The sequence below is a fragment of the Pseudoduganella guangdongensis genome (genome assembly GCF_009857475.1).
GTDB classification, from domain to species: Bacteria; Pseudomonadota; Gammaproteobacteria; order Burkholderiales; family Burkholderiaceae_D; genus Rugamonas; species Rugamonas guangdongensis.
This window is the reverse complement of record NZ_WWCJ01000005.1, coordinates 97,141-112,160: the sequence shown is the minus strand read 5'-3', so window position 1 is coordinate 112,160 and position 15,020 is coordinate 97,141. Positions and strand designations below refer to the sequence as shown.

Here is a 15,020-nt window from a genome sequence, read left to right as displayed (position 1 = left end):
AGGAATGGGGCTTATACGCCAGCGTCCTGCTTCTTGCCCTGCTCAACGCCGTGCATGATTTCCTTCTTGGCCTCTTCCGGGCCGTACCAGCCTTCAACCTTGACCCACTTGCCTGGCTCCAGGTCTTTGTAGTGCTCGAAGAAGTGCTGGATCTGCTGCAGGCGCAGGTCTTGCAGGTCTTCCGGCTTCTGCCAGTGCTTGTAGATCGGCAGGATCTTATCGACCGGCACTGCCAGCACTTTTGCATCCTGGCCGGCTTCGTCGGTCATCTTCAGGACGCCGATGGCGCGGCAACGCACCACCACGCCTGGGATCAGCGGGAATGGGGTGATGACCAGCACGTCGACTGGATCGCCGTCGTCGGACAAGGTGTTCGGGATGTAGCCGTAGTTGCATGGGTAATGCATGGCAGTGCCCATGAAACGGTCGACGAAGATGGCGCCGGATTCTTTGTCCACTTCGTACTTGATCGGATCCGCGTTCATTGGGATCTCGATAATGACGTTGAAATCGTTCGGCAGGTCTTTACCGGCCGGTACTTTGTTCAGGCTCATGTTTTTCCTCGGTTAATGCATTTTAATCAGTAGAACCTTGCAATTATAGCCTGTAGGGCGGGTTTTGGGCCCGCCCGGAAATTACAGGATAGTCGCTAAGGCGCACTGGCGATAGTGGTTCGCCGCTTCTTCCGGCTGGGTCAGTGCTTCGTGCAACTGGGCCAGCTTGAGGTGGGATTCGCGCACCATGCGCGGTTCGGAGGCGTCGGACAGGGCCTGCTCCAGGTAGCGCTGCGCCTTGCCCCACAGCTTCTGCTTCAGGCACAGGGAACCCAGGGTCAGCGCCAGTTCGGCGTCGTTCGGGCGCTCGCGTACCCAACCTTCGCAGTGCTCGATCTGCACCAGCAGCGCGGAGGAGCCAGCCGGGGCGGCGGCGTCGCGGTAGGCGCGCACCACGCGGTCGTCCCAGTTGGCGGCCAGCGCTTCTTCGCACACCACGCGCGCTTCGTCGTGCAGGCCGCGCGCATTCAGTGCGGTGGCGGCGCGGCAGGCGACGAAGGGCTTGATGCGGTCCGTCGTCGGGATGGTGACCCAGACGCGCTGCAGCGATTCCGCATCGTGCGCGTTATCGGCCAGCAGGTCGTCGTAAGCCAGCTCGCGCAGGCGCGCCGACAGGGCTGGATGCAGGGCCTTGTGCTTGTCCAGCAGGCGCACCAGGCGCAGCACTTCCGGCCAGTTCTTGGCTTGCTGTTCGGCCTTGAGCGACCATTGCAGGGCGTGGATGTGGCGGGTGCCGCTGGCATTCAGTTCGCGCACCGCTTCCAGCGCCGCTTCCGGCTGGTGGTCGTCCACCAGCAGTTCGGTCATGGTCATCAGGCGCGCGGTTTTCATGCCGTTGTCGCTGGCGATGCGGGCCAGCCACTGGTCGCGGCGCGCTTGCTGGCGCATGCGGTGCGCGGCGCGGGCGCCGATCAGGGCCGCGACGCCGGCGTTTTCCGGCAGCTCCGCCGCGCGCAGGGCGGCCTTCTCGGCGTGGCCGAAACGGCCTTCGAACAGCGCTTTCAGAGCGTCGCGCAGGCCTTTATTGCCGTCGCGTTCACGCTTGTGCTGGCGGTAGGCGGCCACCTTGCGCGGCATATTCACGGTGGCGTTGAAGGCGCGCACCATGAAGTACACCAGCAGGAATGCCGCAACCAGCAGCACCATGAAGAAGTTGAGCGACAGGTCCACCCGGTACGGCGGGTAGAACAGCACCACATTACCCGGGTTGAAGCGTGCCGTCACGGCGATACCGATGGCCGCAGCCATCATCACAACGAGCCAGATAAAGAGACGCATTATGGCTTCGCCTTGTAGTTACGGACGGCGTTCAGGCTATCGGCCAGCGTCGGCATCTCGATCGACAGGTTGCTGCCTTGCAGTTGGCGCAGCAATTGCTGCGCGGTCTGGGTCTGGCGCGTCTTGGTGTCGAAGTACTTGGCCAGCGATTCCTGCGCGGCCAGCAGGTCGGCGCGGAAGGTGGCTTCATTGCGCGACAGCAGGGCCATGCGGGCGTTCAGCAGGCGCAGCTTCAGGTTCTCGCGCAGGAAGTAGGCTTCTTCCGGCGCCATCATGATCGCGTCCGGATTATCAACGCGGCGCACGCGCACCAGGGTCGAGACTTCGGCCCACATTTCGCTGCTCCAGTCCTGCCACACGGCCTTGGCGCGGCTGCCCCAGCCCTCTTCCTCCGCCACCACGGGCGCGGAAGCGGCGTCCTTGCCTTTGGCCTTGGCTGGCGCGTGCGATTTGCGCAGCGGCGGCGCGGCCGGCGTCGGCTTGGCGTCGGACATCATCGGCAGGCCGTCGACCTGGGCGATCACGTTATCCAGGCGCACCGCCAGGCCGACCGAGTCGACGTTCGGCAGCGCCTTCAGGCGTTCGATATCCTTGGCGATGGCGCGGCGGATGGTGATGAATTGCGGCTTGTCGGAGCGCGACAGGCTGCGGTCGGCGTTCTGCAGCGCGATCAGCGCGCCCGGCACGTTGCCGGCCAGTTGCAGCTGCTGGCTGGCGGTGGACAGCACTTGCTCGATCTCGGCCAGCGCCCACTCGTCGCGGTTCTTCGACATGTCGTTGTACAACTGCTCCAGCGCCATTTGCTGCGCCTGGGCTTCCTGCTGGCGGTTTTCCAGCACGCCGATCTTGAGCTGGATCTCGCGCGTGGTTTCCTGCACGCCCTTGGCCAGCTGGCTGGTCTGGCCGTTCAGCGAATCGCCCTGCTGCAGGCGGCGCGCCATTTCCTCGCGCAGGCGGAACACCTGGTTCTTGGAATAGAAGGCTTGCGCGGCCAGCAGGATGCCAAGCACCACCACCGCAATCGTCAGCGGTTGGCGGAAGGCGTCGCGCTCCGCAGCCGGCGGGTTCGCGGGCGTGGCTGGAGCGGCTGGAGGGGTGTCGACGGCCGGCGTAACTTGCGGGTTTGGCGGGGCGTCTTTGTTGTCTGTTTGATTAGGCAAATCGTTCATGGACGTGATTGTAACGCGGCGAGCACTCGTTCGTCGCCTGAACCTGTAAGGGTCACATTTTGGCACCCCATTTCGCGTGCCGTGTCGGCAATGCGCGAGTGGGGCACGATCAGGTGTTGGTGTTGCATGGACGCAACTAAATTAGCATTGTTTAATTGCCGTAGCAAGCCTGCCAGGCCGCGCAGGGCTTCGGAGCTGGTGATGATCCAGTCGGCGTCGGCGGCCAGCAGGGCTGGCAGGCGCTGGGCCAGCGCGGGCGTCAGTTCGGGCACGGCGCGGCGGTAGGCCGGCAGCAGCGTGACCTCGGCGCCGGCGGCGCGGAAGGAGTCGGCCATCAGCTCGCGGCCGGATTCGCCGCGCACGAGCAGCACTCTGGCGCCGCGCAGGGCAGGCAGGTCGAGCACCTGCAGCAGGTGTTCGGTGTCGCTGTGAGCGGGGTCGGCGGGGCTGGCGATCTGGCTGGTGGGGACGCCTTTCGCGAGCAGCGCTTGCCGGCTGCCCTCCCCGACCACGGCCGCGCGCAGCCCCTCTGGCCAGCTTGCGATGTGGGCGAAGGCGGCGTCGATGGCGTTGGGGGAGACGAAGGCCACCAGGTGGTAGGTGGCCAGCGACGCCAGCACGTTGCGCAGAGGCGCCTGGTCGGGCAGCGGGCTGATTTCGAGCAAGGGCAATACCTCAACCTCTCGCCCAAGGGCGCGGATGCGGCCGGCCAGGGGCTCGGCCTGCGCAATCGGGCGGGTGAGGATGACGGGGCGGTGCATTTAGAACCTGTAACGCCGGGAAACCACTGAAAGCGCTGAAACGGCCATCTATGCCGACGGCGCAGCGTTAGGGTTCATCCCATCCGCCTGTTCAGCGGCGCAAACGGCAAGGATCGCCTCCGCATCCTGCGTCCGCAACTGCTCTGCCACGGCCGCGCCCAGCACCTCCGCATCCACCGCCGCGCCATGGACTTCAGCGCGCGCGACACGGGTGCCATCCGGCGTCGCCACCATGGCGCGCAGGTGCATCTGGCCGCCTTCAACCGTGGCGAAAGCCGCCAGCGGCACTTGGCAGGAGCCGCCAAACACCTTCGACACCTTGCGCTCCGCCGCCACCGCCTGCGCCGTCGGCAGGTCGTTCAGCGGCGCCAGGATCGCTTTCAGGTCCAGGCCATCCTTACGTTCGGCGATTTCAATCGCCATCGCCCCCTGCCCTGCGGCCGGCAGCGAATCCTCCGGCGACAGCAGCGATTTGATGCGCTGCGGCAGGCCAAGACGCTTCAGGCCGGCGGCCGCCAGGATAATCGCCGCGTAGTCGCCGCGATCCAGCTTGCCCAGGCGGGTATCCAGGTTGCCGCGCAGCGGCTTGATCACCAGGTGCGGGTAACGCGCCGAAATCAGGGCCTGGCGGCGCAGGCTGCTGGTGCCGACAATCGCCCCCGCCGGCAATTCGGCCAGCGAAGCATAATCGTTGGAGACGAAGGCATCGCGCGGATCTTCGCGCTCCAGCACCGCCGCCAGGGTAAAGCCCTCCGGCAGCTCCATCGGCACGTCTTTCAGCGAATGGACAGCCAAATCAGCGCGGCCTTCCTCCATCGCCACTTCCAGTTCCTTCACAAACAGGCCCTTGCCGCCGACCTTGGACAGGGCGCGGTCGAGGATCTGGTCGCCCCGGGTTGTCATGCCCAGGATCTCAATGCTGCACTGCGGATATAATAAAGACAAGCGCGCGCGAACATGCTCCGCCTGCCACATGGCGAGGCGGCTTTCGCGCGATGCGATCACCAATTTGGAAGGGAGCTGTTGGGCCATTTCGGGAGTATTCAAGACCAGTTCTTTCGCTGTTGCTAGCGCCAAACCGGCGTTCACCAGTTCATTGCGCATGATTAGGACCACAAATTCTAGCATGTGCGCCCTCTATGCAGACCGTGGCCACAAGCCTTTTGCACGACCATTCTTATCTTTTGACTGATTAACTATGGCAAATCAAGTAAGTGCAACAGACGAACATCACCAGAGCGCAGATAAAGACGCGCCATTGAAAGAAGATATCCGCCTGCTGGGCCGCCTGCTGGGCGATGTCCTGCGGGAGCAGGAGGGCGAGGAAGTCTTCGCCGTTGTCGAGACCATCCGCCAGACCGCCGTACGCTTCCGCCGCGAAGCTGACGCCGGCGCTGCCAAGGAACTGGACGGCATGCTCAAGATCCTGACGCGCGAGCAAACCATCACGGTAGTGCGCGCCTTCTCTTATTTCTCGCACCTGGCCAATATTGCGGAAGACCAGCACCACATCCGCCGCCGCCGCGCCCACTTGCTGGCCGGCTCGGCGCCGCAAAAAGGCAGCATCAGCTTTGCACTCGACAAGCTGAAAGAATCCGGCGTCGGACTCGACACCGTGACCAGCTTCTTTAAAGAAGCCCTGATCTCCCCCGTCCTGACCGCCCACCCGACCGAGGTGCAGCGCAAGTCCATCCTGGATGCGGAGCACGACATCGCCCGCCTGCTGGCCCAGCGCGACCTGCCGCTCACGCCGAAGGAACGCAACGCCAACCTGCACATGCTGCGCGCCCGCATCGCCACGCTGTGGCAGACGCGCATGCTGCGCTACTCCAAGCTGACCGTGGCGGACGAGATCGACAATGCCCTGTCCTACTACCGCATCACCTTCCTGCGCGAGCTGCCGGCGCTGTACGACGATATCGAGTCCGAGATCGCCGAACACTTTGGCGCCGCACCGGCCGCCATCGATGCGTCGTATGTGCAGATGGGCAGCTGGATCGGCGGTGACCGCGACGGCAACCCGAACGTCAACGCCGGCACCATGCAGCACGCGCTGGAGCGCCAGGCCACCACCATCCTCGACTTCTACCTCGACGAAACCCACGCGCTGGGCGCCGAGCTGTCGGTGTCGACCCTGATGATCGGCTGTTCGCCGGCGCTGCAAGCGCTGTCCGACGCCTCCACCGACACCTCCGACCACCGCTCGGACGAGCCGTACCGGCGCGCCCTGATCGGCATCTACGCCCGCCTGGCGAGCACCGCGCGCGCCCTGGGCGCGACCAATATCCTGCGCAAGGAAGTCGGCCACGCCGAGCCTTACCCCTGCCCGGCCGACTTCTCGGCCGACCTGCAGGTGCTGATCGAATCGCTGGACGCCAACCACGGCGCGGTGCTGGCCCGCCCGCGCCTGACCACCCTCAAGCGCGCCGCCGATATCTTCGGTTTCCACCTGGCGTCGCTCGACATGCGCCAGTCGTCGGATATCCACGAGCGCGTGCTGGCCGAGCTGTTCGCCAAAGCCGGCGCGCAGGCCGATTACGCCTCGCTCGACGAGGATGCCAAGGTCAAATTGCTGCTGGCCGAGTTAGCGCAACCACGCCTGCTGTACTCGCCCTATATTGAGTACTCGGATGAGACCACCTCTGAACTGAGCATCCTGCGCACCGCGCGCGATATCCGCCAGCGCTACGGCAAGCGCGCCATCCGCAACTACATCATCTCGCACACCGAGACCGTGTCCGACCTGCTGGAAGTATTCGTGCTGCAGCAGGAAACCGGCCTGCTGCGCGTGAATGCGGAAGGCGAACGCACGTCCGACCTGATGGTGATCCCGCTGTTCGAAACCATCCCCGACCTGCAGCGCGCCGCCGGCATCATGGAAGCGCTGATGGCCGTGCCGCTGGTGAAGGCGCTGATCGAAAAGCAGGGCCAGATCCAGGAAGTCATGCTGGGCTACTCCGACTCCAACAAGGACGGCGGTTTCCTGACCTCCAACTGGGAGCTGTACAAGGCGGAACTGGGCCTGGTGGAAGTCTTCGCCAAGGCCGGTGTCAAACTGCGCCTGTTCCATGGCCGCGGCGGCACCGTCGGCCGCGGCGGCGGCCCAAGCCACGAGGCCATCCTGGCGCAGCCGAAAGGCACCGTCAACGGCCAGCTGCGCCTGACCGAACAGGGCGAAATCATCGCCTCCAAGTTCTCCAACGCCGAAATCGGCCGCCGCAACCTGGAGCTGCTGGTCTCGGCCACCCTGGAGGCAAGCCTGATGCCGCCGCCGGCCGACGCCTGCCACGGCCCGCGCCTGGCCGGATTCGAAGCCGTGATGGGCGAGATTTCCGAACTGGCCTACAGGGCTTACCGCAACCTGGTGTACGAGACCCCGGGCTTCACCGACTACTTCTTCTCGGCCACGCCGATTGCGGAAATCGCGGAACTGAACCTCGGCTCGCGCCCGGCCTCGCGTAAATCCACGCGCCGCATCGAAGACTTGCGTGCCATTCCATGGGGCTTCAGCTGGGGCCAATGCCGCCTGCTGCTGCCGGGCTGGTACGGTTTCGGCTCCGCCATCGGCGCCTGGATCGCTGCCGGCCCGCGCGAGGAACGCGTGGCGCAGCTGCGCGACATGTTCCAGCACTGGCCGTTCTTCGCCACCCTGCTCTCCAATATGGACATGGTGCTGGCCAAGACCGACCTGGCGATCGCCTCGCGCTACGCCGAGCTGGTAACGGACAAGGAACTGCGTGAACGCATCTTCAAGCGCATCACCGAGGAATACCACCACACCCTCGAATGCCTGGAATCGATCACCGGCCGCCAGGACCGCCTGGCAGGCAATCCGCTGCTGGCGCGTTCGATCACCAACCGCTTCCCTTACCTCGACCCGCTCAACCACTTGCAGGTGGAACTGATCAAGCGCCGCCGCGCGCTGGGTAATGAACAGGAGAAGGCTGACCCGCGCGTCAATCGCGGCATCCACCTCTCCATCAACGGCGTCGCCGCCGGCTTGCGCAACACCGGCTGACGCTACGCATGGCAGGCCCGGCGCAATGCCGGGCCTTGTACTACTAACAGGAGTTTGTATGTTTCGTTCGATGCTGCTTGCTGCCCTGCTGTTCCCCGCCATCGCCCTCGCCGACGAGCAGGTGCGCAAGCTGGATGCCTTCTACGGCATCAATGTAAAAGGCCCGATCAACGTCTATGTCGATGTCGGCAAGGCGCAAAACGTCACGATCAGCGGCCGCAAGGAATACCTGGACAAAGTCAGCACCGTGGTCGAAGGCGGCGTGCTGCGTGTCGTGTACGAGAACACCAAGAAGGGTTCCGTCACCATCAAGGAAAGCGACAAGCTCACCGTCACCGTGCCGGCGCTGACCAGCTTCCGCGTGCTGGGCGCCGGCGAATCGCGCGTCACCAACATCCACGGCGAGCGCATCGACATCAGCTTCGAAGGCGCCGGCGCGCTGCACGCCAGCGGCAAGGTCAAGCTGCTGCGCATGAAGGGCCAGGGCGTGGGCCAGGTCGACGCCAAAGGCCTGAAAGCCGAACGCGCTGACGTGAACTTCGCCGGCATGGGCGACATCAGCGTGTACGCCAGCGACACCCTCAACCTGATCGTCGAAGGCATGGGCAACTTCACCTACTACGGCAACCCCAAGCACCTGAACAAATCGGTGACGGGCTTGGGCAATATCAGCGCGGGCAAATAAGGCGCGCGTGCGGCAGCTCGCGGGTTGCCGCAAAGCCCATCGAACGGTACAGCGCCTGGGCACGGGCGTTGGCCGCGCCCACATGCAGCATGGGGCGCACGCCCTGCTGCTGCATGCCGTGCATGATGTACTCCACCAGCCGACGCGCATAACCGCGCCCGGTAAAATCGGGATGGGTGCAAACCGCGCTCACCTCGCGCAGATGGCCCAGGTCCATGCGCTCACCGCTCAACGCCACCAGGCGCCCGCCCTCGTCGTGGATGCCGGCGTATTTGCCCATTTCGCCGGTACGCTTGCGGAAGTAGCCGGGAAAGGCGATGTCGGTCAACTGCACCATCGCCGGGTCGTCGGACGCCAGCACGCGGATGCCCTCGCCGCTGGGCGGCGCCACCGGGCCGCACTCGTAGACCATCTGCAGCACGCCGGACAGCGGCTGCAGCGACCAGCCGGGCGGCAGGGTAGGCATCGCGCCCAGGAAGTAGTAGCTGCCGTCGGCAATACCCGCCAGGTCGCCGGCCGCTAGCGGCACGCCCTCTTCGGCCACAGCGCAGAAAGGCGCCACATCGGCCGGATAGCGCCGGGCCGCGCCAGCCGCAATGCTAAAATGCTGCTGCGCTGAGTTCAGCGCGGCCCAGATCGGGTTTTCCAGTTCCTGCATGTGATATCCCAAATGAGTAATTTCCCAGCCTGCCCAAAATGCCAGTCCGAGTATACCTACGAAGACGGCGACAACTATGTTTGCCCTGAATGCGCCCACGAGTGGCCGCAGCAGGCCGCCGAAACGGCCGGCGAAGCAGCGCGCGTCTACCGCGACGCGGTCGGCGCCATCCTGCAGGACGGCGACACCGTCACCGTGATCAAGGACCTGAAGCCGAAGGGCTCCGGCGGCGTGATCAAGCAAGGCACCAAGGTAAAGAATATCCGCCTGGTCGACAGCGACCATGATATCGACTGCAAGATCGACGGCTTCGGCGCCATGAGCCTGAAATCCGAGTTCGTGCGCAAAGTCTGACTTGTATATTTTTTAGCAATCTTCAAGTATAGTGGCCCGGTCGAAAAATCAGACCGGAGTCCACTGCCATGCATCGCGCCGCACTGATCATCCCCCTCCTGCCGCTCCTCCTGGCACTGCCGCTGAGCGCGCATAGCGCCGGCCCGATGGGCGAACGCCAGACCGAATCCAGCACCACCACCGGCATCAACGCCTCTGGCGAATGGGTCGGGGAGATCAAGGACGAAAGTGGGCGCCGCCGCGCCATCCTCATGTCGCAAGGCCGCCGCTTCGAGATCGGCACACTGGGCGGCAGCGACAGCACCGCCAACGCCATCAACAACCAGGGCACCGTCACCGGCGGCGCCCTCACCGCCAGCAACGCCTGGCACGCCTTCCGCTACGACCAGGCGCACGGCATGCGCGACCTCGGCACCCTGGGCGGCAACAGCAGCGTCGGCACAGCCATCAACGAAGCAGGCCACATTGCCGGCTATGCCGACACGGCCGACGGCAATTACCACGCCTTCGTCGACAACGGGGTCGGCATGCTCGGCCTGGGCACCTTCGGCGGCAAGAACAGCTACGCCACCGCCATCAACGCCAGCGGCCACGTGGTCGGCGCCGCCCAGCTGCCGAACGGCTACCGCCGCGCCTTCCTCTACAAGCCGGGCAGCGGCATGTTCGAACTGCCCACGCTGGGCGGCCGCGTCAGCGTCGCCACCGCCATCAACGATGCCGGCATCGTGGTCGGCAGCGCAGAGATGGCGGACCGAAGCTGGCATGCTTTCATGTACGACGGCAAGCGCATGATCGACCTGGGCGCCATGATTTCGCAGGGTTCCAGCTTCGCCAACGGCATCAACGCCAACGGCGACATCGTCGGCACGGTCAAGATCAAAGACCACGACGCCCCGCACACCTTCATCTACCGCAATGGCAGGATGCAGGTGCGCTTCGGCCCCGACAGCCTGTACCTGACGCGCGACATCACCGACGACGGCCACGTGATCGGCTCCACCTACACCGGCCACGTGCTCAAGTCCGGCAGTGTCGACGCCGACCACACCGGACGCCAGATGCGCTGGGACGACTGGCTGGCGATCGCCTTCCTGGCCGGATCGGCCATCGTCGCCGCCTACAAGGTGCGCGACCGCATCCGCAAGGGCCTCGATTTCGGCGTGCGGCTGGTATCGTTCGCTTGAGCGTGTAACGTTATGTTTCCCAGGCCCCGCCGATGGTGGCGATGCCCATTACCTGTGAAATACTGATGCCTCTTGGACCTATAAAAAAGAGAATCAGATGAAGACAATCCGCATCATCCCCGCACTGCTGCTGGCAGCCGGCTGCGCCTTCGCGCAAGACAAACCGGCGGCAGACGCCAAGCCCGCCGCCGAACGCCCGGCCGACACCAAAGCCTACGACCGCCTGCTGAAGGCCGAATCGGCCGTCAGCAAGAACAGCAGCGTCACGATCAAGGGCAAGCAGGTGCCGTACAAGGTCACCGCCGGCACCCAGCCGGTGTGGGACAAGGACGGCAAAGTGATCGCCTCCCTCTTCTACACCTATTACCAGCGCAGCGACGTCGGCGACAAGTCGCGCCGCCCGCTGGTGCTGTCGTTCAACGGCGGCCCGGGCTCGGCCTCGGTCTGGATGCACATCGCCTACACCGGCCCGAAAATCCTCAACATCGACAGCGAAGGCTACCCGGTCCAGCCCTACGGCGTGAAGGACAACCCGCACTCCATCCTGGACGTGGCCGACATCCTCTACATCGACCCGGTCAACACCGGCTTTTCGCGCGTGCTCGACCCGAAAGCCGACCGCGCCACCTTCTTCGGCGTGAATGCCGACATCAAGTACCTGGCCGACTGGCTGCAAGCCTTCGTCTCGCGTGAAGGGCGCTGGACCTCGCCCAAATACCTGATCGGCGAAAGCTACGGCACCGCGCGCGTCTCCGGCCTGGCGCTGGAACTGCAGAATGCCCATTGGATGTACCTGAACGGCGTGGTGCTGGTCTCGCCCACCGGCCTGGGGTTGAAACGCGAAGGCCCGGTCGGCCAGGCGCTGTCCCTGCCGTACTACACCGCAGCCGCCTGGTACCAGAAAGCCCTGCCGGCCGACCTGCAGCAAAAGGATTTGAAAGACGTGCTGCCGGAAGCGGAGTCGTTCGCCGTGAACGAACTGATTCCAGCACTGGCCAACGGCGGCTTCCTCGACGCGCAAAAGCGCAGCGCCGTCGCCGCCAAAGTGGCGCGCTACTCCGGCCTGTCCGAGAAGGTGGTGCTGCAGAATAATTTGAGCGTGCCGGTCGGCACCTACTGGAAGGAACTGCTGCGCGACAAGGGCTACACCATCGGCCGCCTCGACTCGCGCTACCTCGGCATCGACAAGAAGGACGCCGGCGACAAGGTGGACTACAACGCCGAGCTGACCTCCTGGCTGCACTCCTTCACGCCCGCCATCAACTACTACCTGCGCGACGTGCTGGGTTACAAGACCGACCTGACCTACAATATGTTCGGCAACGTCCACCCGTGGGACAACAAGGACGACAACACCGGCGAGAACCTGCGCCAGGCCATGGCCGCCAACCCTTACTTGAAATTACTGGTGCAAGCCGGCTACTTCGACGGCGCCACCACCTACTTCGACGCCAAATACACCATGTGGCAGCTCGACCCGAGCGGCCGCATGAAGGACCGCATGCGCTTTGAAGGCTACCGCAGCGGCCACATGATGTACCTGCGCGCCGAAGACCTGGTGAAATCCAACGACGACCTGCGCGACTTCATCCAGAAGTCGCTGCCCGCCGCCGGCGTGCCCGCCAAGTACTGACGTAAAAAAAATGGGGACGTACCCTATTTTCCGCCGAAGCGGAAAATGGGGTACGTCCCCTTTTTTTCCTTTTTTTACTTCTCGGTCAGGAACGTCTTCAGCTTGTCCGAGCGCGAAGGCTGGCGCAGTTTGCTCATAGCCTTGGCTTCGATCTGGCGGATACGCTCGCGGGTCACGTCGAACTGCTTGCCCACTTCTTCCAGCGTGTGGTCGTTGGACATCTCAACGCCGTAGCGCATGCGCAGCACCTTGGCTTCGCGCGGGGTCAAGGAGTCCAGCACTTCCTTGATCACATTGCGCATGGAGGCGTGCAGCGCGGCGTCCAGCGGTGCCAGGGTGGTGTTGTCTTCGATGAAGTCGCCCAGCTGGGAGTCGCCGTCCTCGCCCATCGGGGTTTCCATGGAAATCGGCTCCTTGGCGATCTTCATGATCTCGCGCACTTTGGATTCCGGCATTTCCATCTTCACCGCCAGGGTTGCCATATCCGGCTCGGAGCCGGTTTCCTGCATGATCTGGCGCGAGATGCGGTTCATCTTGTTGATCGTTTCGATCATGTGCACCGGCACGCGGATGGTACGGGCCATGTCCGCGATGGAGCGGGTGATGGCCTGGCGAATCCACCAGGTGGCGTAGGTCGAGAACTTGTAGCCGCGACGGTATTCGAATTTGTCCACCGCCTTCAGCAAGCCGATATTGCCTTCCTGGATCAGGTCCAGGAACTGCAGGCCGCGGTTGATGTACTTCTTCGCGATCGAAATCACCAGGCGCAGGTTGGCCACGGTCATTTCGCGCTTGGCGGTGCGCGCGCGCTTTTCGCCGGCCGCCATCTGCTTGTTGATCTTGCGCAGGTCCGCCAGCGGCAGCGCCACGCGTTCCTGCAGGTCGATCATCTTGTTCTGCAGTTCTTTGATGGCAGGCACGTTACGGCCCAGCACTGCGGAGTACGGGTAGCCCGCGCCGACTTCGCCGTCCACCCAATCCAGGTTGGTTTCATTGCCCGGGAAGACCTTGATGAAGTGCGCGCGCGGCATGCCGCAACGGTTCACGCACAGCTCCAGCACGGCGCGTTCGATCGAACGCACTTGTTCCATCTGGCCGCGCAAGGTGTCGCACAGCTTTTCCACCACTTTCGCGGTGAAGCGGATGCCCAGCAGCTCGTTGGAGATGATGTCCTGCGCCTTCACGTAGGTCGCGTTACCGTAAGCGGCTTTGCGCATCTTGTCGAACTGGGTCGAGATCAGGGCGAATTTGGCCAGCGCGTCGTTGCGCAACTGCACCAGCTGCTCGGTCGAGTAGCCGGCGGCGCCGCCATTGACGTCGCCGTCTTCCTCTTCCTCGTCTTCCAGCTCTTCCTCATCCTCGTCATCGTCGGAAGCGGCAGGCGCCTTGACCGGGCCCGGGGTCGGCGCGCTTTCGTTCAGGTCGACAAAACCGTCCACCACGTCGTCCACCTTCATTTCGTCCTTCTCGATCTTCTCCGCCAGGGTGAGGATCTCGGAAATGGTGGTCGGGCAGGCCGAAATCGCCTGGATCATGTCGCGCAGGCCGCCTTCGATACGCTTGGCGATCTCGATCTCGCCTTCACGCGTCAGCAGCGCCACGGCGCCCATTTCACGCATATACATGCGGACCGGGTCGGTGGTGCGGCCGAAGTCGGAATCGACGGTCGACAGCGCGGTGGCGGCGGCGGCTTCCACTTCATCATCGCTGGCGGCGGTCGGCACGTTATCGGACAGCAGCAGCGCTTCCGCATCCGGCGCGCGCTCGTAGACGGCGATGCCCATGTCGTTAAAGGTCGCGATAATGCCTTCAATCGCTTCCGGGTCGACGATGTTTTCCGGCAGGTGGTCGTTGATCTCGGCGTACGTCAGGTAGCCGCGGTCCTTGCCCAGGTTGATCAGGTTCTTGAACTGGGTGCGGCGCTTTTCCAGCTCGTCCGCATTGGCGCCGTCGTTCATGCCGAAGGCATCCAGGCCCTTGGCCTTGCGCTCGCGCGCCTTGGACGCGGCCTTCAGTTCGGCGCGTTCCACGGCGTTCAGCGCCGCCACTTCATCGTTTTCCGGGGTGAATTCGCTTGGCTTGCGGCCACGGCGGCCCGGCACCTTCACTTGCGGCAGCAGGTAGCCGGAAGTGTCGATCGAGGCCAGCACGGCGGCGTCGCGCACTTCGGTCACGGCGGCCGGACCGGTGGTCACGGTCACAGGCGCCACTTCGGCAGCCGCTTTCGGCTTGCGGCCACGCTTGGCAGGGGCCGGCGCAGGCGCCTCCTCGGCCACCACGGCCAGCGACACCGGCTTGGCTTCAGCGGTCTTGCGGGCGCGGGTTTTCACGACTGGTTCGGCCGGCGCGGCTTCCACCGAGGCTTCCGCCACCGGCACCGCAGCCAGGCGCGAACGGGTTTTCTTTACAACCGTGACTTTGCCTGCTTCCTCTTGAGCGTTGTCGATCACATAGGAAAGGCTGGTTTTCGGCACAGCCAGCGGTGCGCTGGTGGTGGAGGAACCAGTGGATTTCTTGGCGGACAACGTCAGGGTCTTAGGTTTGGTCATTCAATATCTCTCTGCGCGCTCCCGGCGGGGCGCTCTCGATGGCTCGGGTTCAGGGATGATCCGGAAAAGAAAAAGCCCGCTGTAACGGGCCCGCTTCCGATGATTCAGTGCGTGGAGAGGGCACATGCCCTGTAACTGGACTTCACAGGGCTGCTGGGCCCCGGCCGAAAACTCTTT

12 protein-coding genes are annotated in these 15,020 nt (G+C 64.2%); 5 read left to right on the top strand and 7 right to left on the bottom strand.

Annotated features, from left to right (window positions below; genetic code table 11):
* Nucleotides 1-11: 11 nt before the first annotated feature.
* From ppa to hemC, 5 genes are all read right to left on the bottom strand, one after another.
* Nucleotides 12-554 (bottom strand): inorganic diphosphatase, encoded by a 543-nt coding sequence (gene ppa / locus GTP41_RS08345; RefSeq protein WP_161025117.1) that lies wholly within the window; start codon nt 552-554, stop codon nt 12-14.
* An 81-nt stretch (nt 555-635) separates the two neighbouring features.
* A complete protein-coding gene (locus GTP41_RS08340) occupies nt 636-1,832 on the bottom strand; it encodes a heme biosynthesis protein HemY (protein WP_161025116.1) in 1,197 nt (398 codons plus the stop codon).
* Nucleotides 1,832-3,001 carry a uroporphyrinogen-III C-methyltransferase gene (locus GTP41_RS08335; protein WP_161025115.1) on the bottom strand — a complete coding sequence of 390 codons (1,170 nt, stop codon included), beginning with the start codon at nt 2,999-3,001 and terminating at the stop codon, nt 1,832-1,834. The genes GTP41_RS08340 and GTP41_RS08335 overlap by 1 nt, the downstream gene beginning before the upstream one ends.
* A complete protein-coding gene (locus GTP41_RS08330; protein WP_161025114.1) occupies nt 2,998-3,762 on the bottom strand; it encodes a uroporphyrinogen-III synthase in 765 nt (254 codons plus the stop codon). The genes GTP41_RS08335 and GTP41_RS08330 overlap by 4 nt, the downstream gene beginning before the upstream one ends.
* A gap of 48 nt (nt 3,763-3,810) precedes the next feature.
* On the bottom strand, nt 3,811-4,794 hold the full coding sequence (gene hemC, locus GTP41_RS08325) for a hydroxymethylbilane synthase (RefSeq protein ID WP_161025113.1): 984 nt from the start codon (nt 4,792-4,794) through the stop codon (nt 3,811-3,813).
* 166 nt (nt 4,795-4,960) lie between these two features.
* Between hemC and ppc the strand changes: the two genes are divergently transcribed.
* A complete protein-coding gene (gene ppc, locus GTP41_RS08320; protein WP_161025112.1) occupies nt 4,961-7,780 on the top strand; it encodes a phosphoenolpyruvate carboxylase in 2,820 nt (939 codons plus the stop codon).
* A gap of 58 nt (nt 7,781-7,838) precedes the next feature.
* A complete protein-coding gene (locus GTP41_RS08315; protein ID WP_161025111.1) occupies nt 7,839-8,465 on the top strand; it encodes a head GIN domain-containing protein in 627 nt (208 codons plus the stop codon).
* Here GTP41_RS08315 and GTP41_RS08310 read toward each other — a convergent pair.
* Nucleotides 8,449-9,123, bottom strand: a complete 675-nt coding sequence (locus GTP41_RS08310) for a GNAT family N-acetyltransferase (RefSeq protein ID WP_161025110.1) — start codon at nt 9,121-9,123, stop codon at nt 8,449-8,451. The two genes, GTP41_RS08315 and GTP41_RS08310, sit on opposite strands and share 17 nt — an antisense overlap.
* A 12-nt stretch (nt 9,124-9,135) precedes the next feature.
* Between GTP41_RS08310 and GTP41_RS08305 the strand changes: the two genes are divergently transcribed.
* The 3 genes from GTP41_RS08305 to GTP41_RS08295 all read left to right on the top strand — a co-directional run bounded on the left by GTP41_RS08305 (nt 9,136) and on the right by GTP41_RS08295 (nt 12,294).
* The gene (locus tag GTP41_RS08305) at nt 9,136-9,477 is read left to right on the top strand and encodes a zinc ribbon domain-containing protein YjdM (RefSeq protein WP_161025109.1); all 342 of its coding nucleotides are present in this window, start codon (nt 9,136-9,138) and stop codon (nt 9,475-9,477) included.
* A gap of 68 nt (nt 9,478-9,545) precedes the next feature.
* Complete coding sequence (locus tag GTP41_RS08300; protein ID WP_161025108.1) at nt 9,546-10,661, top strand: HAF repeat-containing protein; 1,116 nt, start codon at nt 9,546-9,548, stop codon at nt 10,659-10,661.
* 97 nt (nt 10,662-10,758) lie between these two features.
* Nucleotides 10,759-12,294, top strand: coding sequence for a S10 family peptidase (locus GTP41_RS08295; protein WP_161025107.1), 1,536 nt, complete (start codon nt 10,759-10,761; stop codon nt 12,292-12,294).
* 74 nt (nt 12,295-12,368) lie between these two features.
* Here the strand turns inward: GTP41_RS08295 and rpoD are convergent, their stop codons facing one another.
* Nucleotides 12,369-14,843 (bottom strand): RNA polymerase sigma factor RpoD, encoded by a 2,475-nt coding sequence (gene rpoD / locus GTP41_RS08290; RefSeq protein WP_161025106.1) that lies wholly within the window; start codon nt 14,841-14,843, stop codon nt 12,369-12,371.
* Nucleotides 14,844-15,020: the final 177 nt, after the last annotated feature.

Excerpts from the sequence above, each read along its gene's own strand:
- ppa (WP_161025117.1), bottom strand. The coding sequence starts at position 554 with ATGAGCCTGAACAAAGTACCGGCCGGTAAAGACCTGCCGAACGATTTC.
- GTP41_RS08340 (WP_161025116.1), bottom strand. The coding sequence starts at position 1,832 with ATGCGTCTCTTTATCTGGCTCGTTGTGATGATGGCTGCGGCCATCGGT.
- GTP41_RS08335 (WP_161025115.1), bottom strand. The coding sequence starts at position 3,001 with ATGAACGATTTGCCTAATCAAACAGACAACAAAGACGCCCCGCCAAAC.
- GTP41_RS08330 (WP_161025114.1), bottom strand. The coding sequence starts at position 3,762 with ATGCACCGCCCCGTCATCCTCACCCGCCCGATTGCGCAGGCCGAGCCC.
- hemC (WP_161025113.1), bottom strand. The coding sequence starts at position 4,794 with ATGGCCCAACAGCTCCCTTCCAAATTGGTGATCGCATCGCGCGAAAGC.
- ppc (WP_161025112.1), top strand. The coding sequence starts at position 4,961 with ATGGCAAATCAAGTAAGTGCAACAGACGAACATCACCAGAGCGCAGAT.
- GTP41_RS08315 (WP_161025111.1), top strand. The coding sequence starts at position 7,839 with ATGTTTCGTTCGATGCTGCTTGCTGCCCTGCTGTTCCCCGCCATCGCC.
- GTP41_RS08310 (WP_161025110.1), bottom strand. The coding sequence starts at position 9,123 with ATGCAGGAACTGGAAAACCCGATCTGGGCCGCGCTGAACTCAGCGCAG.
- GTP41_RS08305 (WP_161025109.1), top strand. The coding sequence starts at position 9,136 with ATGAGTAATTTCCCAGCCTGCCCAAAATGCCAGTCCGAGTATACCTAC.
- GTP41_RS08300 (WP_161025108.1), top strand. The coding sequence starts at position 9,546 with ATGCATCGCGCCGCACTGATCATCCCCCTCCTGCCGCTCCTCCTGGCA.
- GTP41_RS08295 (WP_161025107.1), top strand. The coding sequence starts at position 10,759 with ATGAAGACAATCCGCATCATCCCCGCACTGCTGCTGGCAGCCGGCTGC.
- rpoD (WP_161025106.1), bottom strand. The coding sequence starts at position 14,843 with ATGACCAAACCTAAGACCCTGACGTTGTCCGCCAAGAAATCCACTGGT.